Below are 21,540 nucleotides of genomic sequence, written 5' to 3' on the forward strand. Positions count from 1 at the left end.
CCGGCAGCCGGCACCGCCACCCCGACCGGAGCCTGAAAATCAACCCCGCCATGGGGATTCCGCGGGGCCCCGTTTAAAAAACGGCGGCGCCCGAAAGGCGAGGTAATCGCGGTCGTCAACGGCGTTTCCAGCCCCCGAGCGAAAGCCAGCTCCGGAAAAGAACCGGCGTAGACACAACTCAGCTTCTCCCGGTCACGTTGAATGCGCTCCAGGGTTTCCGGTAGCGTCGGGGTCGCCATTTCGCCGGCCACCGTCAAGTGCTGTTCACCGTAGTCATGCGCGGCCACGATGATCGACAAGGCCGGAATTTCAGTCATCAGGCCCTTGAAACCCAGCCGATAAGAACCGGGCCGCACCTCCAGACCGATCGCGACCACGCCCCGCCAGCCCCCGGATACCGGTTCCAACATAAAATCACGATCGCAAAAAATCATTTTCAGAGCCGGCAACTCAGGATCGATTCCGGGCGCAGCTTGCAAGGCGACAATCAGGGCCTGACCGGGGCGGGGCTGCGCGGGGAGATAAAAAGCCTTGAAACAGCCGAGTTCAACCTCGGTAAAACCGGCCCGCGCCAAACTTGGCGCCGCGCTGAAAAGACAAGTCAGGCCCGCTACAACCAGAAGAAAACGGGCCCCGGTTTTTCTGAAAAACCGCCCGCGCCGCAAAAAAATCCGTTTATTCATCGGCATTGGTCTTTTCCATTCTTTCCGGCGCAAACGGAATCACTCGCTCGACCCGGCATCGCGCCCCACCTTGATGAAAACGCAAGTCCAGAAGTTCACCCGGATGTAGTTCGGCGCAGTTTCTGACGACAACGCCGGTCCCGGTTTTCTCAACCACCGCGTAGCCCCGGGCGAGCACCGCCAGGGGATTTCCGGCCCGCAACCGGTCACCGGCGGCGGCCAGCCGAATTTTCCGGCCATGCAACTGCCGGCTCCAGGCCCGCTGAAGACGCCCGGCAAAAGTTTCGATTTTCAGGTTCAAGGAATCCAGCCGCAAGCCGGGAGAAACCTGCCGCAAACAATGCTCCCGGGTCGCAAGCTGCTGGTGGACCAGACGCAGACGATGCCGCAAGCCGGCAAAAAAACGAGCCTTGAGCTCCAGCAGGCGCCGGCGCGACAAAAGCAAAGACCCAGCCCCGCGATCCAGCCCCAAAGCCAGCATCTGCAGACGTCGACGCTCCCGGGTCGTCTGCAAACGGCCGCTCTGCAAGAGACGCCGGCGCAGATGATGAAGACGATCGACCATCTCCCGCCGACTACCGATAACCATCTCGGCCGCCGCGGAAGGAGTCGGGGCCCGCAAATCGGCGACAAAATCGGCAATCGTGAAATCGATTTCGTGCCCTACGGCGCTGATCAGGGGAATCGAACCGGCGGCAATCGCCCGGGCGACCCGTTCATCGTTAAAAGGCTGCAGATCTTCGTAAGAGCCGCCGCCCCGGGCCAGAATAATCGTATCGACTCGTTCCCGCCAATATCGTTCAAGGCGTTCCAGAGCGGCGCAGATCTCGCCTGCGGCCCGCTCACCTTGCACCACCACCGGCACGACAATAATCTCAACTCCGGCGAAACGGCGGCCGATAACCTGCAGGATATCGTGAACCGCGGCCCCGGTCGGCGAGGTTACCAGAGCCAGGGTCCGGGGCAACAAAGGAATCGCTTTTTTTCGCTCCGGACGGAAAAGACCTTCGCTTTCCAGTTTAGCCTTCAACGCGGCAAAGGCCCGCCAGAGCTCCCCGAGTCCCTGGGGCTCCAAGCGGCTGACAATCATCTGGTACTCACCCCGAGGCTCATAAAGAGAGATGCGCCCCCGGCAGAGCACCAGGTCGCCCTCCTGCAAACGATAAGCTGAGGCGAAACGCTGCTGCCGGAAAAAGACGGCCTTGAGCTGAGACCTCTCATCTTTTAACGTGAAATAACAGTGCCCGGAAACCGGAGTGCGCAAGGTCGAAATTTCACCCGCGACCCAGACCGGAGTGAAATTGTCTTCCAGCACCAGGCGAATATCGCCGGTCAGCTGCGAAACGCTGTAAACATGCCGCTCCTCTTGTCCCTCGACCGCCTCGCCAAGTTGATCAAGCCAGAATTCATCCGGAAACTGCGCCATTGTCATTTCTTCTCGGCTATGGGCCACTGCGCCACATTTCTTGTTTAAGGAGATCACGCCATGCCGAAGGCAGGGGTTGAATACTCCCGGCCCGGCGCGTCCATGATTATCTTATCCCCCCGCCTTAGTCAAGCCGACAATTCAGCCGGGCTCCGCGCACCGGCCGCGGCGGCTCTGGCAAAAAACCTGCTTTTCCACAAAAACTCTGGCCTGTCCTCGGGACTTCGCGGAAATTCAGTTTCAGCGAGACAACTTCCTGAGCAGAATCCGATTTCAGTTTTTAAAAGCCCGGAACCATTTATTTTTCCTTGAATTTTAGCCTTTTCCCTGATAACATGCCTTCGGTTTGCAACCACCCTCTGAATTAACCGGTTGCCACGCGCCTCAAGCCTGGAAAACGCCCAGAACCTACCTTGCTGATGCGCGTGCGATTTCAACCTTTCGAACTCCCGTAACCAAACAGGAACTTCATTAATGTTCAGCTCATTATTCGGTTTATTTTCCAGCGACCTGGCTATCGACCTCGGCACCGCCAACACCCTGGTTTACGTTAAGGGTAAAGGGATTGTTATCGACGAACCCTCCGTGGTTGCGGTCCAGAGCAATTCCAACGGCACCAAAAAGGTTCTCGCGGTCGGCACTGAGGCCAAACTCATGCTGGGGCGCACCCCCGGCAACATTGTCGCCATTCGCCCCATGAAGGACGGCGTCATCGCCGATTTTGAAGTAACCGAGGCCATGCTGCGCCATTTTATCACCAAAGTCCATAAACGCAAAAAATGGGTGCGACCGCGGACCGTCATCTGCGTGCCCTCTGGCATTACCCAGGTTGAGCGCCGCGCCGTCAAGGAATCGGCCGAATCCGCCGGCGCCCGCGAAGTTTACCTGATCGAAGAACCCATGGCGGCGGGCATCGGTGCCGGCCTACCGATCACGGAACCAGCCGGCAACATGGTGGTTGATATCGGGGGAGGAACAACCGAAGTCGCGGTCATCTCGCTGGCCGGAATTGTCTTTTCCCGTTCGGTCAGGGTTGGCGGCGACAAGATTGATGAAGCGATCTCCCAGTATATCAGACGCAAATACAATATGCTGATCGGCGAACGGATGGCCGAGCAGGTCAAGATTCAACTAGGCTCCGCAGCTCCGCTGGACGAGCCTGAAACCATGATGATCAAAGGCCGGGATACGGTCGCCGGCGTTCCCCAGACCCTGGAAATCAACTCCGACGAAATCCGTGAAGCCCTGACCGAGCCGGTCAACGCCATTCTCGACGCCGTGCGCGTGGCTCTGGAAACAACTCCGCCCGAGCTGGCCGCCGACATCGTTGACAAGGGCATCATGCTGACCGGAGGAGGCGCCCTATTGCGCAATCTCGACAGCCTGATGCGACATGAAACCGGACTGCCGATCACCGTCATCGACGAGCCTCTGACCTGCGTTGTCAGAGGCTCAGGAATGGTCCTTGACAACCTCACTCTGCTGCGGGAAGTAACCCAAAGTGATTAATATGGCGCTAACGTTTACCGAGTCGGTGACGCGGCAATTTTGGAACCTTCAACTAACAACTTGCAAGCTGTTGCCAGCCAAACCAAGCCATTATTCTGACACAGGAATTAACCTTTCCATTATTCAGTAGATGAACTCCTTAAGTCGTCGTCTGCCGCTGATTTTCAGCTCCGCTCTGATTTTTATCTTTTTCACGCTCTGTGTGAGTTTCGGCCTGCAGAAAGGCGGCAATCTCTTAAGCATCGCGGAAAGAGCCGCCCTGACCATGGTTTATCCTCTTCAGAAAGGCATTGACCTCGGTTTTTCGGGCTGCGGCAAGCTGTTCGACGGCTATATAAACCTGGTCGGAATCAAGGCCAGAAACCAGCAATTGGAAAAAGAGCTGGCTAGGGCTCGCTATCGTCTGGCCGAACTGGCGGAAATCAAGCACGAAAATTTACGCCTGCACAAATTACTCCAGTTAAAACAGCGTGATAGCCTGCTAGAACAAGGTCTGGCCGCCCATGTCATCGGTCGCCAGACCGACAATCTCTCGCATATTCTCATTATCGATCGCGGCTCCCGACAGGGACTGAAGCTCAACAATCCGGTCTTTACCCCGGAAGGTCTGGTCGGACGGATTGTCACCTGCGCTCCCCTGTCCGCCAAGGTTCTCCTCCTGCTTGACCAGAACAGCGCCTGCGATGTCATCGTGCAGCGCAACCGGGTCCGCGGCATCCTTCAGGGGGCCGGCAAACTCTGTCGCCTGGCCCATCTGCAGAACTCCGCCGACGTCAAAATCGGCGACCTTCTGATCACCTCAGGACTTGACAATATCTTCCCCAAAGGGATGACGGTCGGCACCGTCATCTCCGCCAACCGTAACGAGAACGATCTGAGTCAGGAAATCATCGTTAAACCGGAATTTGATCTGGATACCATTGAAGAAGTGTATATCGTCCCCTCATCATCCCCGGCCGAGTAACCCGAGGCGCGGTTCCAAACCATGAAATTATCGTTTTTGTCTCCACTGCCGTTTACCTTGGGAGCCCTATTTTTGAGCGCGATCGAATCATCCCTGTTTCCCCATCTCGGAGTTCCGGTTTATCTTATTCCGGATTTAAATCTGGCTTTGATAATCTTCCTGAGTTCACGCCCTCTCAAAGGAAGGGTTCTGCTTTCCGCCGCGGGCATTGCTCTGTGCGCCTCCCTTTTCGGCAGTTTCCCCGGTATCGGGCAACCACTAAGCTACCTTTTTATATTTTTTGCGGGCTACGGGCTCAACCAGACGATCTTCCTGAACAACCTTTTGCCGCAGGCGCTGGTCACGGGCCTGGCAAAAGCTATCATGACGGTCATTTACAGCCTGCCCAGCGTCGCCTCCCCGACCCTGGGCCTGTTCTTACTGCAAACCACGGGGGCCGCCCTGAGCACTGCGTTTTTCGCCCTGCCCCTGCTGTTCTTCCTGTTTACCATAACCGAGCGTTGCCAGCCTGACGGCGGCAATCAGCTCTCAGTCTGAAATGGGCGTCCCTTTCCCTCAGGCTTCCCGCGGTGCTCATGAGCAAGGTTGACAATCTCAGAAAAAGCAAGCGCGAACAGATTCTGGCCAATGGTCGACTGATCATGCTCGCCATGGCGGTGGTGGTTATCGCCTTGGTCATGCGACTCTGGTATCTGCAAATCGTCATGGGAGACCATTTTAAACAACGGTCACAGGATAACCGAATACGAGTCCGCCGCATCCGGGCCCTGCGCGGAATGATTTATGATCGCAACGGCAAGCTTCTCGCCGACAACTCCCTGGCCTTCAACCTGCAAATGGTTCCGGAAAATATCGATCAGATAGAAGAGGTCGCCACCATTCTGGCGGCTCAGATCGACAACCTCGAACCCGATGTGATTATCACCGCGTATCGGGAAACCTCCCCGGCTACCCGCCATCGCCCCCTGACCCTGAAAAAGAATCTCAGCCCGGATGAGCTGGCCCGAATCGAAGCCCGCAAATATGAACTGCCGGGGATTCTGATCGAAACCGAGCCCATGCGTGTCTATCCCTACGATGAAATTTGCTCTCACATTATCGGTTATCTGGGATTCATCAACGACCATGAACTCCGCCAACCGGCCTATCAGAGCTACGCCCGGGATGACCTGGTCGGAAGAAGCGGCATCGAAGCCCGCTACCAGGATCACCTGCGCGGCCTTGACGGTATACGCCAGGTCGAGGTCAATGCCCGGGGGCGTGAACTGGCCAGCCACACCGACCAACCTGCGCGCTCAGGAGGTCATCTGACCCTGACCATTGATATCGAACTTCAGGCATACGTTTTCAAGCTCATGGGCGAAGAGGTCGGAAGTCTGGTGGCACTGGACCCCAATAATGGCGAGGTTCTGGCCCTGGTCAGCACCCCGGCCTTTTCCAACAACCTTTTTTCAACCAGGATTTCCAGTGAAAACTGGCGGGAAATCAATGAAAACCCCTTTAAACCCCTTCAGAACCGGGCCGTGCAAGGCCGTTACCCGCCCGGCTCGACGTTTAAACCCCTGCTCGCCCTGCTGGCTTTGAACGACCAGATCGTAACCCCGGCGACCAAGTTCCACTGCAGCGGCTCCCTGACCCTGGGCGCCAGCAATTTTCGTTGTTGGAACCGTTACGGCCACGGCAATGTTGATCTGGCGGGATCCTTGCGTGAATCTTGCGATGTTTATTACTATAATCTGGCCACCCGCCTGGCAATTGACCGGATTGCCGCCTACAGCTCCGCCTTCGGCCTCGGACGATGCAGCGGCATTGAACTGCCGGAAGAAAAAAGCGGGCTTCTGCCCACCTCCTCATGGAAGTTGAAATACATCCACGATCAGTGGTATACGGGAGACACCTTGTCGGTAGCTCTCGGCCAGGGTTATCTGACCGCCACGCCCTTGCAAATCGCGTCCCTGTATGCGGTTTTCGCCAACGGCGGCACTTATTATCAACCCCATCTGCTGAAAACCGAGATAAAATGTGAGGTTTCCGGACCACCTGACGGCAACCGGCAAGGCCGGCCAATTGAAACCGGCAAGGCGCAGATGGAAACCGTGCGCCAAGCCCTCTGGCAGGTAGTTAACGACAAACGGGGTACCGCCTACCAGGCCCGCATCAAGAATCAGCCTTGGGAAATGGCGGGCAAAACCGGCACCGCGCAGGTGGTCAAACAGCACCTTGACGATCTGAAAAATCAGAAAAACACTCCTCGGCACCTTCGCGACCATGCCTGGTTTGCGGCCTTCGCCCCCTATGACAAGCCCACCATCGCGGTTGCGGTAATCATCGAACATGGCGGCCATGGCAGTTCAGTCGCGGCTCCGATTGCTCGTGAGGCAATCAAGTTCTACCTGGAAAACTAATGCAACCGCGAGCTCCGCAGCCCCAAGGCGGCCTTACGGCTCGCAAACAGGTACTTTCATCAGAACATTTTCTGCTATTTGTTGTCGCAGAAAATGTTGAAAAAAAACAAGAAAACAACCTGTAAGGCACTAAAAACCTTAAAGCTTGACCCGCAAGGATGAATCTTTAGATGTCGACTGAAATTATCCCGCAGAAACCCAAAGCCTGGGTCAAGAATAAGGTTTTGGCGCGCTCCCGGGCGCAACCGGCTTGTGGCCCAGCCGACATTAAAGGACATAGCGCCCCCAAATGACGATTTCCCCCGGAAATTCATATCGGCCGCATCGCATCGACAAGGCCAGTGATGACTTCATATCCCTGCCCGGAAGAAGGCTGATTCAACAACCCCTGGAGCGTAATCGTCTGTATGATTTTGATTACGCCACCTTGATCCTGACCTGCCTGCTGGTGGGTCTCGGCATCATGACCATTTACAGCGCTACCTACACCCCGGAAAACGCCGGCTGGCTCACGGCTTTCAGCCGGCGTCAGTGCAGTTGGTTCGGAATCGGCCTGGGCGTAGGCACCTTGGTTTTTGTTTTTCACTATAATTATCTCTATCATGCAGCCTACCCATTATACGGTCTGAGTCTGCTTTTACTGGTGGCGGTCGAGGTCGCCGGTTCTCAACACATGGGAGCGACGCGCTGGCTTTCGCTCGGGGGACTCAACCTGCAGCCCTCGGAACTTGTTAAAATAACCGTCATTCTCGCCCTGGCCCGTTATTTCAGTAATCGCCGGCTGCCCCCCCCCTATAATCTGAGAGAGTTACTGCCCCCCCTGGCAATCGTCTTACTGCCCTGTCTGTTTATCCTGAAACAGCCTGACCTGGGCACCGCCTTGCTGATCTTCCTGATTTCCGGGGTCGTGATCCTGATTGTCGGCATAACCAGGCGGACTCTGGCGACAATCATGACCGCTGCCCTGATCTGCGGTTCAATCGGCTGGCAGTTTCTTCACGACTATCAACGCCGACGGGTGCTGACCTTTCTCGATCCTGAAAATGATCCCCTGGGCTCCGGCTACCATATCGCTCAGTCCAAGATCGCGATCGGGGCCGGCAAATTCTTCGGCAATGGTTTTCTCAAGGGCACCCAGAATACCCTGCATTTCCTTCCCGAACAACATACAGATTTCATCTTTGCCGCTTATGCCGAGCAATGGGGATTCCTGGGCTGTATCATCCTGCTGACCCTCTATCTGGCCTTTCTCTTTCGCAGTCTGAACATCGCCATGGAAGCCCGGGATACCTTCGGAAGTTACCTGGGCAGCGGTATCGCGGCGATTTTTTTCTGGCAGATCACCATCAATATCGGCATGGTTTCCGGCCTCATGCCGGTGGTCGGCATTCCCCTGCCCCTCTTCAGCTATGGTGGCACTTCCATGCTGACTTCCATGATTCTGATCGGCATGCTTCTGAACCTTCATTTTCGCCGCAAAGGATAACGATTTTGTCGAGTAAAAAAAACAAAACCTCTTTCTTCTGCACGGTCTGCGGTTATCAAAGTGCTAAATGGCTGGGCAAATGCCCTGGTTGCGAGGAATGGGAATCAATGCGGGAGGCCCCAGCGGAAACCCCGGTCGAGCGTCAGGAAAACCCGCAACTTCTGGCCGTCATTGAAGAACTCGGAGAGAGCCACGGGCCGCAACCGCTTTCCACCCTGGATGACCGTGACCAGCCCCGCCGCCAAACCGGAATTGAAGAATTTGACCGGGTTCTGGGCGGCGGCGTGGTCGGGGGTTCGGTAATCTTGGTCGGAGGTGATCCGGGCATCGGCAAATCGACCCTGCTGCTGCAGATTCTCAACCAGCTGAGTCGACCCGAGTCACCCACCCTCTATGTCTCCGGCGAGGAGTCCCCGTACCAAAGTAAAATCCGCAGTCTGAGAATGGGGATTGAGAATCATCACCTCTACTTTCTGGCCGCCGCTGAAATTGACAATATCATCGGCCATTTTCGCAAGCTAAAACCGAGCGCGCTGGTGATTGACTCAATTCAGACCTGTCACTGCCCCGAGATAAAATCTCCCCCCGGCTCCACCAACCAGATCAGACAGGCGGCTTCCCATCTGGTCAAAATCGCCAAGCTGACCCGGACTCCGATCTTCATTATCGGCCATGTCACCAAGGACGGCAGCATTGCCGGGCCCAAACTGTTGGAGCACATGGTCGACACGGTCCTTTATTTTGAATCAGACACTCAGTATCCTTATCGCATTTTACGAGCCGTCAAGAATCGTTTCGGTTCAACCAATGAAATCGGGGTCTTCGAGATGACGGGCAGCGGCCTGATCGGAGTCGACAGCCCCTCGCGGATTTTTCTTAACGAGCGCCAGGTCAATTTGGCCGGATCCCTAGTCAGCGCCACCATCGAAGGTTCGCGGCCGATTCTGACGGAGCTTCAGGCTCTGGTCAGCACCGCGATTTCCGGCGGCATCCCTCGACGAACCACCCTGGGCATCGATCGCAATCGGGCCGCCCTGATGATTGCCATCATGGAAAAACGACTGCGCCTTAACTTCAACAACAAAGATATCTTTCTCAACCTTGTCGGCGGCCTGAAGGTCGTTGAACCGGCTCTTGACCTGGCCCTGATCGCCGCGGTTCTTTCGAGCCATCTGGATCAACCCGTCCCGCCGACCACGCTGGTAATCGGAGAAGTCGGCCTTACCGGTGAAACTCGCAGAATCAATATGATTGACCAGCGCGTCGCCGAAGCCATGAAATTCGGTTTTAAAAAAATCATTCTGCCCGACGGCAATCCGACCTCGTCGCCGGCCCGCAACCGGACCGTCATTCACGAAATAGCAACGATCTCGGAACTGGCGGCCGCCCTTTTCTCCTGACCAAGACCCTATGAAAAAAACCAGGAAAGCCGTATTTCCGGCAATTATGGGCTGCTGCCTCTGGCTGCTGGCGGTCGTCCCCAGCGGCGCCGCCCCCCGCAAAGAGAAACTGATTGCCGCCCAGATTTCCGTCATCAGCGAAACTTCCTGGCCGGCCTTTCAGGGCTATCTGGAAGAGCTAAAGGCTTGTGGCTATAACACCATCATTCTGCGAGTTTTTCATAATCGTGGCGACCGCTATCATGGTCCGATCGGTCATGAGGCTCGAAATAGGTTTATGGAAGGGGTCTACTTTCAGAACGGCGCCGTACCGGTCATCGCTGATCTGCTGACTCCGGCCGGCGCGGCCGCGCATCGTGTCGGTCTGCGCGTCATCGCCTGGATGACCACCCTGCAGGCCGCCTACGGCCGGAAAGTCGCCTTCCCGCTAACCAGCTATGATCTGGAAAAAGATTGTCTGTATGAGGAAAAACAGCTGCTTGATCCGAGCGAATGTTCCAGTCAAGGCTTGCTGCTGCAGATTTTTCGCGACCTGGCCGCCGGGCCGATTGACGGTATTTTACTGCAGGATGATTTGATGCTCCGCCATCATCAGGGTTTTTTCAAAAAGATCCCCGAACTTTCACCAAACCCTGATGATCTTTACCGGTTCAGCCCCGACCGACGTAAAATCACGGCCTACCGAAAGCGCTTTTTTCGCTGGCGGGATGACCAGGCCCTCATCCTGCAGGAGCTGGCCAATGCCATTTTCAGCGCTTGTCGGCAAATCCGCCCCGGACTGATCTGCGCTCAGAATGTTCATTATGAACCGTTCCTGAATCAGGACTGGGGCCGCAACTGGTTTGCCTGTACCCCGAAATCACTGGCCGCGTCTCAGGCCGACTACTTGATGGTGATGGCTTACCAGGACAGAATCAAAAGGGAACTTGAACTTGCGGACGATCACTTAAGTCCGATCATGGAACAGATTTTCATGCAGGGGAAAAATCTTTTCCCGGACAAGGCCATCTTCAAGTTTGAAGTTCCCCGTCCGGACGGCCAAAACCGAACCGTCTTACTGTCAGAGCTGCAGGAAACCCTGTGCCAGGCTCAACACTGCGGCGCCGAAGAACTGGTTCTGACCCCCTGCAATTACCCGGAAGAAGCCGCCTGTCTGCTCCTCCTCGAAAACAAATTAAAGTAACCTCCAACAAGCCAGCGCAAAGAGGGACTGAAAACGTTGCTCGATGCACCCCAGACGGAACCGCATCCTGAGCGCAAAGGGTTTCGGCCCTTGAGACACAAACTTGACCCTCGCGCCGCCGCTAACAATAGCGCCGAAGAATTTCCTGAATAATCGCCGTGGTTGAATAGGTCTCCATGAAAGGCAGGGAGAGCACCCGGCCGCCATTTTCTCTGACCAGATCCGCGCCGACAATCGCAGAAGGCTCCCAGTCACCACCCTTAACCAGAATTTCCGGCCGCAGAATTTTAATCAACGCATAAGGATCGTCCTCGGAGAAGATAGTGACAAAATCAACCGCGGCCAGGGCGGCCAGCAGTTGAGCACGGGAGGCTTCCGGCATGATCGGCCGCCGCTCGCCTTTCAGACGACGAATCGAGGCATCGGAATTCAGGCCAACCACCAAAAGATCGCCCAGCTCTCGCGCCGCGGCCAGATAACCTACATGACCGGGATGAAGGATATCAAAACAACCATTGGTGAACACAACCTGCCTTGAATTTTGACGCTCCGTCGCCAAGATTCGGGAAAGCTTATCAAGCGACATGATTTTAGCCGAGTACATACGTAAATTCCTTCGGGCGCGGGGCCGTACATTAAGGGTCCAGTCCCGGATTTTGATCCAAAAGGAAGTTTTCCGGGATAATCATGACCGGCGAGCCCGACTCTTAATCAGACCAGGGAGCCCGACGGACGTTGAGGATGAGCGCTTGACAAACGTTACAACAAACAATACATTGTCCGGAAGTCTTTATACAAGATACGGCTTCTGAGTTCAGACCGAAGTGCGCCATTTTAAAGGCAAACATTATTATGCTGACGACGTTGCAAGATCGTTTACCGGTAACGAAACCATCCCTTGTCAAATCATTGCAACTTCTTTGAAAAGGCCTGCCGGCACAACCGAGCAACAACTTAAAGGACCGTCAGGTCATTTCCAAGCCGCTTTTTTATGAGAAGACTTTTCGATGCGAAACAATAAAAAGCTGATCCTGATCGTCGATGACGAAGAAGATATCCGCAAGATTCTGGCTGAAACGCTGGAAAATCTCGGTTTTGCCTACCTCAAGGCCTGCGACGGTGACGAAGCCATCGCCCTGCTTGACATCTATCACGCGGAAATCGATGCCGCCATTTGCGATCTCAAAATGCCCAAGATTTCAGGAGACCAGGTAATTTCGCACGTCGCCCGAAATTATCCATTGATTCCGGTTATCATCCTGACCGGATTCGCCCAGCTCGACATGGCTCTCGACCATATGCGGCTTGGAGCTTTTGACTATATGACCAAACCTTTCCGGGTCAAGGAACTGCTCCTGCTCCTCAACCGCGCCCTGGAATTTAGGGCCCTGCAGGAAGAAAAAATCAACTATCATACCACCCTGGAAAAACGGATCGAAGAAACCACGCAGGCCCTTCATAACCGGGTGGTGCAAACCGTGAGCTCATTCATTCTGGCCATCGAAGAAAAAGACCGCTACACACAGGGACATTCAAAAAGGGTCGCTGAATACTCGACCATGATGGCCGAGGTCCTGAATCTGCCCGAAAATGAACGACTCGATCTGCTTTATGCCGCTCAACTGCACGACATCGGCAAGATCGGCATTTCAGAACAGTTACTCAATAAGCCGGGCAAACTTAATAAAGTCGAATACGAAACCATCAAGACCCACCCGGGCAAAGGCGTGAAAATTCTCGAGCCCCTCGTTTTTCTGACCCATCTGCTGCCGATTATCGAAGCTCATCATGAATGGTTTGACGGCTCGGGCTACCCCAAGGGTCTGGCCGGCGACAGGATTCCCTATATGGCCCGAATTATCGCGGTCTGCGATAGCTTTGACGCCATGACCTCGGCGCGTTCATACCGCAAACCCTTGCCCCTCAAGGTTGCTATTCAGGAAATCAAGGACGGCTCAGGCAGTCAGTTTGATCCGAATGCCGTAAACGCCTTTCTGGAAGTTTTTCATGACGTCCTGGCCCTCCGCATGACCGCCCAGGGATTCTCCTGAGAAAACAGGTTCACACCCAGGTACCCTGATCCTTATATTCCAGGGTCAGGGAAGCCAGTCGCCTTTTTAATTGCATGAACCTGGCTTTCATTTCCTGAAGCCAGAGGCCATGACGGCCGGCTTGCTCAGCCGTGAAAAAGATATTCTCAGGGTTAACCTCGACCTGCAGACCGACGTTTTCCCCATGCAACTGCAACCGCCCGTAGTTACGGCAAACCATACACTGCATCCGGTTTTCCCCCAACAATTGAATCACATCGCTGCCGCACAAGGGGCAGGTCCAAGGCGCAACCTCACGTTTTTCTTCGCCAAGCAGCACTCGGCCCAAGGCTGCGGCCCGCCGCAGCTGTTCTTCATTCTCAAGAAAAATCTCGCCCGGCAGCGCCCCATAAAAAACCTGGGACGCTTTGATCTCCAACCCCAGAATAAGGCTGAAACTATTCAGCATCATTTCACTGTAACCGGCCTCTCCCCGAATTCCCGCGGTCACCAGGTTAAGAACCGGCTTGCCGCGCAATGAGATCCCATACATTTGCAGGCAACGGTCCAGAAAAACCTTAAGCATGCCGTTGGCTCCCATGAAATAAGTCGGGGACGCGATGATCAGGGCATCCGCCCCCGCCAGGGTTTGAGCAACGGCCGCAAAATCATCCTCCAAAGGGCATTTACCACTGACCAGACATGCGTAACAGGCTTTGCAGGGCCTGATTTTCTTCTCGGTAAGCCGAATCAACTGCAGGTCGTGCGCCGACGGCAAATGCCGACAGATTTCCTTCACCAGAATTTCGCAATTCCCCAGTTCTCGGGGAGAAAGCACCAGAGCAACTATTTTTTTTGTCATCGCTTGAAGATCCTCACAAATTGATTTTATATTTTTTCCACCTGAACACAGGCCCTGAAGCACCAGGCCTCAATGCCAACCTCATTATTATGAAAAAAGCTGCAATAACAGATAAATAACCTGCAAAAAAAGATTACATAAAAAATCATGCCAAATTTATAAAACATGTTTTTAAATCAATCAAAAAAGCCTGAAACGCATTATTATATAGGGATTGCCACGCTGCTAAAAACTTGTTGACAACCTACTTGGCGAGGCTAAGCCCGCTAAAGTACAGGCTTTTTCAGAAAACCCAGTCATTTTCCAGCCAAACTACATTTCCCTTTATTTTCAATACTTTATCAGTGTCAAGAAGAAATTGCGCTAAAGTTCCGGCAAACCTGGGCCAAAAAAACCGGACAAGCCGCGACTGTTAACAAATCACCACCGAAAAACCGGCACTGACAACACCGCTCGCCGACTCCGGCGCCTTTAGGTTACCCATCATTAATAATTATTCTTTGACTATCAAATGATGTTAACCAAAGAGAGGGCGGCTTGACAAGTACCCAAGGCTCTGCTATGAGTCCCGACCCGACAGCCCCTAACCAGCGAAAAGAGAGCGCCTTTGTCAACCATAAACACCATCATTCTCGGCATTATTCAGGGAGTCACCGAGTTCCTGCCGGTCAGCAGTTCGGGACATCTGGTCATCGCCGAACACCTGCTGCCCAACTGGCACCAGCCGGGAATCGTCTTTGAAATTCTTCTCCACCTGGCAACCTTGCTGGCGGTAGTCATCTTTTTTCGCAGAGACATAACCATGCTGGCAGGCGCCGTTTTACGTCCCGAACCTCACACCAAGGATCGCCGCCATCTCTTTTTCATGCTCATGCTGGCTTCCATCCCCACCGGAATCGTCGGTTTTTTTGGGAAAAAATTTTTCACCTCAGTTTTCAACCGCCTTGATCTGGTCGGATTGATGCTGTTGATCACCGCCTTGCTTTTATGGCTGGCGGAAAAAAGAATCACCCCTGAAAAAACCGTGGTCGACGGCAAAAGCGCCCTCCTCATCGGCACGGTGCAAGGCCTGGCCATTCTGCCCGGCATTTCCCGTTCCGGTTCCACCATCGCCGCCGCGATGTTAGCTGGAATCGCGGGAGAAAGCGCGGCCCGTTTTTCCTTTCTGCTCTCAATTCCGGCGATCACCGGGGCCGTTCTCTTGAATCTGAAGGAAATCAGCACCCTGCCGCCGGAGCAGCTTCCGGCCTGCCTCGACGGTTTTGCCGCAGCCCTGATCACCGGTCTCATGTCATTGAAACTACTGCTTTTAATCATTAAAAAAAGACGCCTGAGCTTCTTTGCCGGCTACTGCCTGATCGCCGGCATCGCCACCCTACTGCTGGCCCTGAGCTGAGGCCCCCAAACATGGCATTACTTCACAAACTCATCGCCACCATCGTCGCCATCGTCGGCAAGCTCGGTTACAGCGGCATCGTGTTCATGATGTTTCTGGAAAGTTCATTTTTTCCCTTTCCCAGCGAGGTCGTGATTCCTCCGGCCGGCTATCTTTCCCAGCAGGGTGAAATGAATATCTTTCTGGTAATCGCCGCCGGCATTCTCGGCAGCGTGCTCGGGGCCTTATTTAATTACTGGCTGGCGCTCAGGCTGGGGCGCCCGGTGCTGCTGCGTTACGGCCGCTATTTCGGCCTGACTCCGGCGGCTTTTGCCCGGGTCGAGAGTTATTTTAACGAGCACGGCATTTTCGGCACCTTTATCGGGCGCCTGATCCCCGGCATCCGCCAGTATATATCCTTCCCCGCCGGCATCGCCCGCCTGCCGTTGTTGCCCTTTATTCTGGCCACGGCGCTGGGCGCCGGAATCTGGGTCGTAATTCTTGCCGTTATCGGCTATCTGGTCGGCAATAACCAGGAGCTGATCCGCCACTACTCACATCAGGCTTTTTCCATCCTGGCCCCGCTGCTGCTCCTGAGCTGCGTTATCTATTTTCTGCTCATGCGGAGCAGAAAAAAACAGGCGTCAGCCGTCTCCGGGGAGAAGACCACTGACGCCTGACCGGCCCGCTGCCGGTTTCAGCTGCCGGGACACTGTGCGGCGATTTCCGCCGCGATGTTCTTGTTGCCGTAAGCTTTACGGAAATGGGCCGCGAATTCTCCGGCCAGTTTCCGCGCCCGCCGGTCATAAGCATCCTTATCCTGCCAGGTATCACGCGGATTAAGAATCTCCGCCGGCACCCCTGGGCAACTTCGTGGAATCCTGACATGAAAAATTTCATCGTCAAGATATTCCACCTTTTTCAGCTCACCATTCATGGCCGCCTTGACCAGGGCCCGGGTCAGATTGATATCCATCCGTCTCCCCTGACCGAAGGCGCCGCCGCTCCAGCCCGTATTAACCAGAAAAACCTCGGCCTCGTAGGTCTTCAGACGCGACCCCAGCAGTCCGGCATAAACATCCGGATTGCAGGGCATGAACGGTTCTCCGAAAAAGCGGGAAAAAGCCGTCACCGGCTCGTCGATTCCGGTCTCGGTACCGGCCAGCTTGCTGGTGTAACCCATCATGAACCACAACATCGCCTGGTCCGGATCAAGTTTACTGATCGGCGGCAGCACCCCATTGGCATCCGCGGTCAGGAAAAGAATGGTCTGCGGATGGCCGGCCACGGAAGCAGCCTTGACATTACTGAGTTCGGCAAGCAAATATGATCCCCTTGAATTGGGGGTCAGACGCTCATCATTGAAATCAAAAGAGCCGTCCGGATAAAACATCGCGTTTTCAACAATCGAACCGTGCTCAAGATAGTCCTTCTCCTGCATGACGGCCCGGTAAATCTCTGGTTCTTTTTCCGGGTCGATATTGATCATCTTGGCATAACAGCCGTTTTCAAAGTTGGCGATACCGTTCACGCTCCAGGCATGTTCATCGTCCCCCAACAAAGCTCTCTCGGGGTCGGCCGACAAGGTCGTTTTCCCGGTTCCGGAAAGCCCCAGCAGCAAGGCCACATGACCATTCGCGCCTTCGTTGGCGGAACAGTGCAGCGGCAGAATGCCGACCTCAGGCAGCATGTAGTTCATCACGGAAAACATCAATTTTTTCACGCTGCCGCAATAAGCTGATCCGTAAACGATGCCCACCCGCAGATCAAGATCAATAACCACCGCCAGATCCGAGGCCCGACCATCGGCCAGGTTCCGCAAGCGCCCCTGGTAACGTTCCCGATCGAGTTTGTCATAGGGCAGGGCCAGTAGGGTAAAGCCCTGGTCGGCAAAGATACTGCGCTTAATATCGGCCGGTAAGGGGCGAAACATATTGTCGGTAAACAATGCGGTCAAGGCTTTGTCACTGACGGTCCTGACCGGCAGGGCGTAAGCCGAATCCGCGCCCAGAACCCGGTCGGTCACATAAAGGCTCTTCTTTTGACTCAACGTCGCCAGGGCATCGGCAAAGATCATGGCAAAGGTTTCTTCCGAGACCGGATTATTGCTCGGAGAGTCCCAATCAATCTTGGCCTCGCTCGCGACTCTTTTGACAATCAGCGTATCCTTGGGACTGCGCCCGGTGGATTCCGGCGGAGTCCAGGTGGCCAGAGTACCACTGGCGGCCACCAGAGCTTCACGATTAGCTACCGCGGCCCGAATCATTTCCTTACGTTCAGGATTCACGACCACTTGGCTGTGTTCCGCCAGCATCGCGTCTACGACAACTCTTTTACTCATCTTCCATCCTTCCTCGATTGGTTAGCCTGCATAAAAATACTCTACCCATAAAAAATATCCTTATCTTCGTCACTCTTCAGACGGGCGCTTGCAGCATCTTCTAAGCCCCGGATTTTCCTGCTTTTCACGTCTCAAGACAAGCTGCTATCGGCGGCCCGTTCCGCCAGGCTCGCCGGAGTTTTTTTCGTGCCGAACAGGGGAATAAAGCGCGTGAGGTTTTTCGGCACGGAAAACCCTCAGGAAACCAACTCAACCACCGGCCCACCCCCAAACAGGGCTTTGACCTCATGAACCAAATCGGCCGAAGGCTGCAAGGGAAAGTTTTCCATGGCCATGACCACCTCGCAATCAGGCAACAACACGTGCATATAGGCCGGGCAAGCACCCTGATGGTGCTGCAGAAGATCCTGCAGCCTAGCCAGGCGGGGCGGCGCCGCCTGCTCGCCCGACAATTTAAAGACAATCTTTTCCACGGTCTGAGTCAAGGCTTCCTCCAAACCGAAAACCTTTTCCACCACCATCTTGGCCTTGCTGCGATCATCATTGACCTCGACCCGCCCTTCCAATACCAGCGGGCTTTCGTCGGCGATAAAATCCCGGGCCCGGGTGAAACTTTCCTCAAAAAGGGTTACCTCGACCGAACCGCTGAGATCCTCAAGCACCGCGAAGGCCATAAGCTTGCCGGCTTTGGTGCGTTTACTGCGCACGGCGCTGAGAAGACCGCCGACCCTGACCTGAGCCGCATTCTCACATTGAACCAGCCCGGCCGCGCTGGAAGTGGTGCAGCGCCGCAACTCGTCGACATAACGCTGTAAAGGATGGCCGCTCAGGTAAAAACCCAGAACCTCGCGTTCATAAAGCAATTTTTCCTTATCGCTCCAGGCCACTACATCCTCAGGATAGCAGGCTTCATCCCGGGAAAGTTCTTCGCCGGCGAAAGCAAACAGGGACTGCTGTCCGCAAACCCGGTCCCTGGAGGCCGACTGGCCGTTTTCCATGGCCATGTCAATTCCGGCGAAAAGCCGGGAACGGGAGACCCCCTCGCCATCGAAGGCTCCGGCCTTGATCAGGCTCTCCAGAACCCGGCGATTGACCTTGGAAAGGTTGATTCGGCAGCAAAGATCAAAGAGGGATTTAAACTGTCCCTCAATCTCCCGAACCCGAAGAATTTCGGCGGCCGCCTTGCCGCCGACATTCTTGACCGCCGCCAGCCCGAAACGAATATCCCGGCCGACAACCGTAAAGGACAACTCACTGACATTGATATCGGGAGGCAATACCTTGATGCCCATGTTCCGGCATTCGGCGATATTTTTGATAACCTTGTCGGTATCATTCATATCCTCCATCAGCAGACCGGCCATAAATTCCACCGGATAATGAGCCTTCAGATAGGCCGTCTGATAAGCGACATAACCGTAGGCCACGGAGTGTGACTTATTAAAGCCATACTCGGCAAAACGGGCCATCAGATCAAAGATCTCCTCGGCCTTGCGGGCGTCGACCCGGTTTTCCCGGGCTCCGACAAGAAAACTTTCGCGCTGAGCGGCCATGACCTCGGCTTTTTTCTTACCCATGGCCTTGCGCAGCAGGTCGGCCTGGCCCAGGGAGTATCCGGCCAGTTTCTGTGCGATCTGCATAACCTGTTCCTGATAAACGATTACCCCGTAGGTTTCCTTGAGAATCGCTTCCAGTTCAGGCAGGGGGTATTCGACTTTCTGCCGGCCGTGCTTGCGGGCGATAAAATCATCAATCATACCGCTTTCCAGCGGACCGGGACGATACAGGGCGACAAGAGCGATGATATCCTCGAAACATTCCGGTTTCAGGCGCACTAGAAGATCCTGCATGCCGCTGCTTTCCAGCTGAAAAACCCCGACCGCCGCTCCGGAAGCCAGCAACTCAAAGGTGGCGCGATCGTCCAGGGGAATCAGGTTCAGATCAAAAAACTCACTGTCATCCTTCTTGTCCCGATTGATCAGACGCAGCGCGTTATCAATGACCGTCAGGGTTTTCAGACCGAGAAAATCAAACTTGATCAGCCCCAACTCCTCGACGAAGCCCATGTCGTACTGAGTGACGACCACGTCGTCATCATCCTTGGCGCCTCGGTAAAGCGGTAGATATTCGACCAGCGGCTGATCGGTAACCACCACTCCGGCGGCATGGACCGAAGCGTGCCGGCTGAGCCCTTCAAGAGCGCAGGAAACCTCGATCAATTCCCTTTCCAGGGCGCTGCCCTGACGCAGCTTGGCAAAGGCCGGCTCCAGGGTTTCCGCCTTGGCCAGGGTCATTTTCAATTCATTGGGAACCAGCTTGGCGATCTTATCGACTTCGGCAAAGGGCATGTGCAGGGCCCGGCCGACATCCCGAATCACCCCCTTGGCCTGCATTCGGCCAAAGGTAATAATCTGGGCGACCCGATCGCGACCGTACTTCTCGGTTACATATTTAATTACCTGATCGCGTCCGTGAATACAGAAATCCATGTCGATATCGGGCATGGAAACCCGCTCGGGATTAAGAAAGCGCTCAAAAAGCAAGCCGTAGGGCAACGGATCGATATCGGTAATCCGCAGGGCATAGGCGACCAGGGAACCGGCGGCCGAGCCCCGGCCGGGTCCGACCGGAATTTTTCGCCGCCGGGCATAATTGACAAAATCAGCCACAATCAGAAAATATCCGGCGAACCCCATGTCGCGGATAATCGCGATTTCAGTTTCAAGGCGCCGCCGGTATTCGCTCTCAAGCTCAGCCGTAAAACGCTCCTGATGAAACTTTCTGATACGCGGCCAGAGGCTTTCCAGACCGCTTTGACAGTTCTCGACGAGAAAGTCATCCAGCGATTTTCCCGCCGGGGGGACAAAGGTGGGAGGACGGTAATTACGAAATTCAAAATCAAAGTTACAACGCTCGGCGATCTCCAGGGTATGAGCGAGCGCCTCCGGATGCTCGCTGAAAGCCGCGCTCATCTCCTCGCCGGATTTAAAATAAAGATCCTCCGGATAACGCATCCGTTTGGGATCATCCATGTTCCGTCCGGTCTGCACACAAAGCAGGACCTCATGGGCGTGAGCATCCTCGCGATTGAGAAAGTGGCAGTCGTTGGTGGCCACCAGGGGAACGCCAAGCTCCTCGGCAAACCCGACCAGCTTGCGATTGACCTGATCCTGCTCCGGCAGACCATTTTCCTGAATCTCCAGAAAAAACCGGCGTTCATCAAACAGATCGCGATAGAATTCGACCTCAGCCCGAGCCTGATCATCCTCCCCGCGCCGCAATGGCGCAGCAATCACCCCACCGAGACAGGCACTTAAGGCAATCAACCCCTGATGATATTCGAGCAGCAGTTCCTTGTCGATCCGCGGCTTATAATAAAACCCCTCCAGAAACCCCTTGCTGACCAGCTGACAAAGATTTTTGTAACCCCGGCCATCCATGACCAGCAGCACCAGGTGATGGGCGTTATCCTGCTCCTTGTCGCTTTGTTTATTCTTGACGAAGCGGCCCTGCGGGGCGACATAAACCTCGCAGCCGATAATCGGTTTAACCCCCTGTTTTCTGGCTTCACGATAAAAGTCCACCGCTCCGAACATGTTGCCATGATCGGTTATGGCGACCGCCGGCATCGCGAAATCACAGGCACGGCGCAAAAGATCGGGAATGCGAATGGCGCCGTCCAGCAGGCTGTACATGGTATGCAGATGGAGATGAACAAAAGCGGACGAAGGCATTTAAAAAACCACTCTGAAGGAAACCTGGACGGCGGCAAACAGGCAGCAAACCGGCAAGCGTTACAAAACAACCTGCGGTTGCAAACCAACCCTGAGGGTGCAAATCAGGTTTCACGAATCAAAACCGGCTTCGCCTCTAGCA

General features: G+C 54.9%; 16 protein-coding genes. 10 read left to right on the forward strand and 6 right to left on the reverse strand.

Features of this window, described 5'->3' with window-relative positions; translation table 11 throughout:
* Both ENN66_00005 and xseA read right to left on the reverse strand, forming a co-directional pair.
* Window positions 1-689: hypothetical protein (locus tag ENN66_00005; protein ID HDS15021.1), on the reverse strand; the 689-nt coding region annotated here is incomplete at its 3' end.
* Window positions 676-2,115, reverse strand: coding sequence for an exodeoxyribonuclease VII large subunit (xseA, locus tag ENN66_00010; protein HDS15022.1), 1,440 nt, complete (start codon window positions 2,113-2,115; stop codon window positions 676-678). The genes ENN66_00005 and xseA, both read right to left, overlap by 14 nt.
* Window positions 2,116-2,583: 468 nt before the next feature.
* On the opposite strand from xseA, the gene ENN66_00015 reads away from it, so the two are divergent.
* From ENN66_00015 to ENN66_00045, 7 genes are all read left to right on the forward strand, one after another.
* On the forward strand, window positions 2,584-3,618 hold the full coding sequence (locus ENN66_00015; GenBank protein ID HDS15023.1) for a rod shape-determining protein: 1,035 nt from the start codon (window positions 2,584-2,586) through the stop codon (window positions 3,616-3,618).
* Between the two features lie 130 nt (window positions 3,619-3,748).
* Complete coding sequence (gene mreC, locus ENN66_00020; protein HDS15024.1) at window positions 3,749-4,582, forward strand: rod shape-determining protein MreC; 834 nt, start codon at window positions 3,749-3,751, stop codon at window positions 4,580-4,582.
* A gap of 21 nt (window positions 4,583-4,603) precedes the next feature.
* On the forward strand, window positions 4,604-5,119 hold the full coding sequence (locus ENN66_00025; protein HDS15025.1) for a hypothetical protein: 516 nt from the start codon (window positions 4,604-4,606) through the stop codon (window positions 5,117-5,119).
* Window positions 5,120-5,157: 38 nt separating this feature from the next.
* The gene (mrdA, locus tag ENN66_00030; GenBank protein ID HDS15026.1) at window positions 5,158-6,987 is read left to right on the forward strand and encodes a penicillin-binding protein 2; all 1,830 of its coding nucleotides are present in this window, start codon (window positions 5,158-5,160) and stop codon (window positions 6,985-6,987) included.
* Between the two features lie 289 nt (window positions 6,988-7,276).
* Window positions 7,277-8,473: a rod shape-determining protein RodA gene (gene rodA / locus ENN66_00035; GenBank protein ID HDS15027.1), complete on the forward strand. Its 1,197-nt coding sequence runs from the start codon at window positions 7,277-7,279 to the stop codon at window positions 8,471-8,473.
* Between the two features lie 5 nt (window positions 8,474-8,478).
* Window positions 8,479-9,873: a DNA repair protein RadA gene (gene radA, locus ENN66_00040; protein ID HDS15028.1), complete on the forward strand. Its 1,395-nt coding sequence runs from the start codon at window positions 8,479-8,481 to the stop codon at window positions 9,871-9,873.
* 10 nt (window positions 9,874-9,883) lie between these two features.
* A complete protein-coding gene (locus ENN66_00045) occupies window positions 9,884-11,056 on the forward strand; it encodes a hypothetical protein (GenBank protein ID HDS15029.1) in 1,173 nt (390 codons plus the stop codon).
* Between the two features lie 121 nt (window positions 11,057-11,177).
* On the opposite strand, the gene rfaE2 is transcribed toward ENN66_00045, so the two are convergent.
* Complete coding sequence (gene rfaE2 / locus ENN66_00050; protein HDS15030.1) at window positions 11,178-11,660, reverse strand: D-glycero-beta-D-manno-heptose 1-phosphate adenylyltransferase; 483 nt, start codon at window positions 11,658-11,660, stop codon at window positions 11,178-11,180.
* Window positions 11,661-12,063: 403 nt separating this feature from the next.
* Here rfaE2 and ENN66_00055 point away from each other — a divergent pair, with 403 nt between their 5' ends.
* Window positions 12,064-13,107 carry a response regulator gene (locus tag ENN66_00055; protein HDS15031.1) on the forward strand — a complete coding sequence of 348 codons (1,044 nt, stop codon included), beginning with the start codon at window positions 12,064-12,066 and terminating at the stop codon, window positions 13,105-13,107.
* Window positions 13,108-13,117: 10 nt separating this feature from the next.
* Here ENN66_00055 and ENN66_00060 read toward each other — a convergent pair whose 3' ends face one another.
* Window positions 13,118-13,948, reverse strand: coding sequence for a flavodoxin family protein (locus tag ENN66_00060; protein ID HDS15032.1), 831 nt, complete (start codon window positions 13,946-13,948; stop codon window positions 13,118-13,120).
* A gap of 607 nt (window positions 13,949-14,555) precedes the next feature.
* Here ENN66_00060 and ENN66_00065 point away from each other — a divergent pair.
* Window positions 14,556-15,344, forward strand: coding sequence for an undecaprenyl-diphosphate phosphatase (locus tag ENN66_00065; protein ID HDS15033.1), 789 nt, complete (start codon window positions 14,556-14,558; stop codon window positions 15,342-15,344).
* Window positions 15,345-15,355: 11 nt separating this feature from the next.
* Window positions 15,356-16,003, forward strand: coding sequence for a DedA family protein (locus ENN66_00070; protein HDS15034.1), 648 nt, complete (start codon window positions 15,356-15,358; stop codon window positions 16,001-16,003).
* 17 nt (window positions 16,004-16,020) lie between these two features.
* Here ENN66_00070 and ENN66_00075 read toward each other — a convergent pair whose 3' ends face one another.
* Together ENN66_00075 and ENN66_00080 are read right to left on the reverse strand one after the other, a co-directional pair.
* Window positions 16,021-17,664 (reverse strand): phosphoenolpyruvate carboxykinase (ATP), encoded by a 1,644-nt coding sequence (locus ENN66_00075; protein ID HDS15035.1) that lies wholly within the window; start codon window positions 17,662-17,664, stop codon window positions 16,021-16,023.
* A gap of 236 nt (window positions 17,665-17,900) precedes the next feature.
* Window positions 17,901-21,398 carry a DNA polymerase III subunit alpha gene (locus ENN66_00080; GenBank protein HDS15036.1) on the reverse strand — a complete coding sequence of 1,166 codons (3,498 nt, stop codon included), beginning with the start codon at window positions 21,396-21,398 and terminating at the stop codon, window positions 17,901-17,903.
* Between the last annotated feature and the right edge of the window lie 142 nt (window positions 21,399-21,540).

The sequence above is a fragment of the Pseudomonadota bacterium genome (assembly GCA_011049115.1).
In the GTDB taxonomy this organism is placed as follows: domain Bacteria; phylum Desulfobacterota; class Anaeroferrophillalia; order Anaeroferrophillales; family Tharpellaceae; genus DSCM01.

Excerpts from the sequence above, each read along its gene's own strand:
- rodA (HDS15027.1), top strand. The coding sequence starts at position 7,277 with ATGACGATTTCCCCCGGAAATTCATATCGGCCGCATCGCATCGACAAG.
- ENN66_00075 (HDS15035.1), bottom strand. The coding sequence starts at position 17,664 with ATGAGTAAAAGAGTTGTCGTAGACGCGATGCTGGCGGAACACAGCCAA.
- mreC (HDS15024.1), top strand. The coding sequence starts at position 3,749 with ATGAACTCCTTAAGTCGTCGTCTGCCGCTGATTTTCAGCTCCGCTCTG.
- xseA (HDS15022.1), bottom strand. The coding sequence starts at position 2,115 with ATGACAATGGCGCAGTTTCCGGATGAATTCTGGCTTGATCAACTTGGC.
- ENN66_00015 (HDS15023.1), top strand. The coding sequence starts at position 2,584 with ATGTTCAGCTCATTATTCGGTTTATTTTCCAGCGACCTGGCTATCGAC.
- ENN66_00025 (HDS15025.1), top strand. The coding sequence starts at position 4,604 with ATGAAATTATCGTTTTTGTCTCCACTGCCGTTTACCTTGGGAGCCCTA.
- ENN66_00070 (HDS15034.1), top strand. The coding sequence starts at position 15,356 with ATGGCATTACTTCACAAACTCATCGCCACCATCGTCGCCATCGTCGGC.
- ENN66_00080 (HDS15036.1), bottom strand. The coding sequence starts at position 21,398 with ATGCCTTCGTCCGCTTTTGTTCATCTCCATCTGCATACCATGTACAGC.
- rfaE2 (HDS15030.1), bottom strand. The coding sequence starts at position 11,660 with ATGTACTCGGCTAAAATCATGTCGCTTGATAAGCTTTCCCGAATCTTG.
- mrdA (HDS15026.1), top strand. The coding sequence starts at position 5,158 with ATGAGCAAGGTTGACAATCTCAGAAAAAGCAAGCGCGAACAGATTCTG.
- ENN66_00045 (HDS15029.1), top strand. The coding sequence starts at position 9,884 with ATGAAAAAAACCAGGAAAGCCGTATTTCCGGCAATTATGGGCTGCTGC.
- ENN66_00060 (HDS15032.1), bottom strand. The coding sequence starts at position 13,948 with ATGACAAAAAAAATAGTTGCTCTGGTGCTTTCTCCCCGAGAACTGGGG.
- ENN66_00055 (HDS15031.1), top strand. The coding sequence starts at position 12,064 with ATGCGAAACAATAAAAAGCTGATCCTGATCGTCGATGACGAAGAAGAT.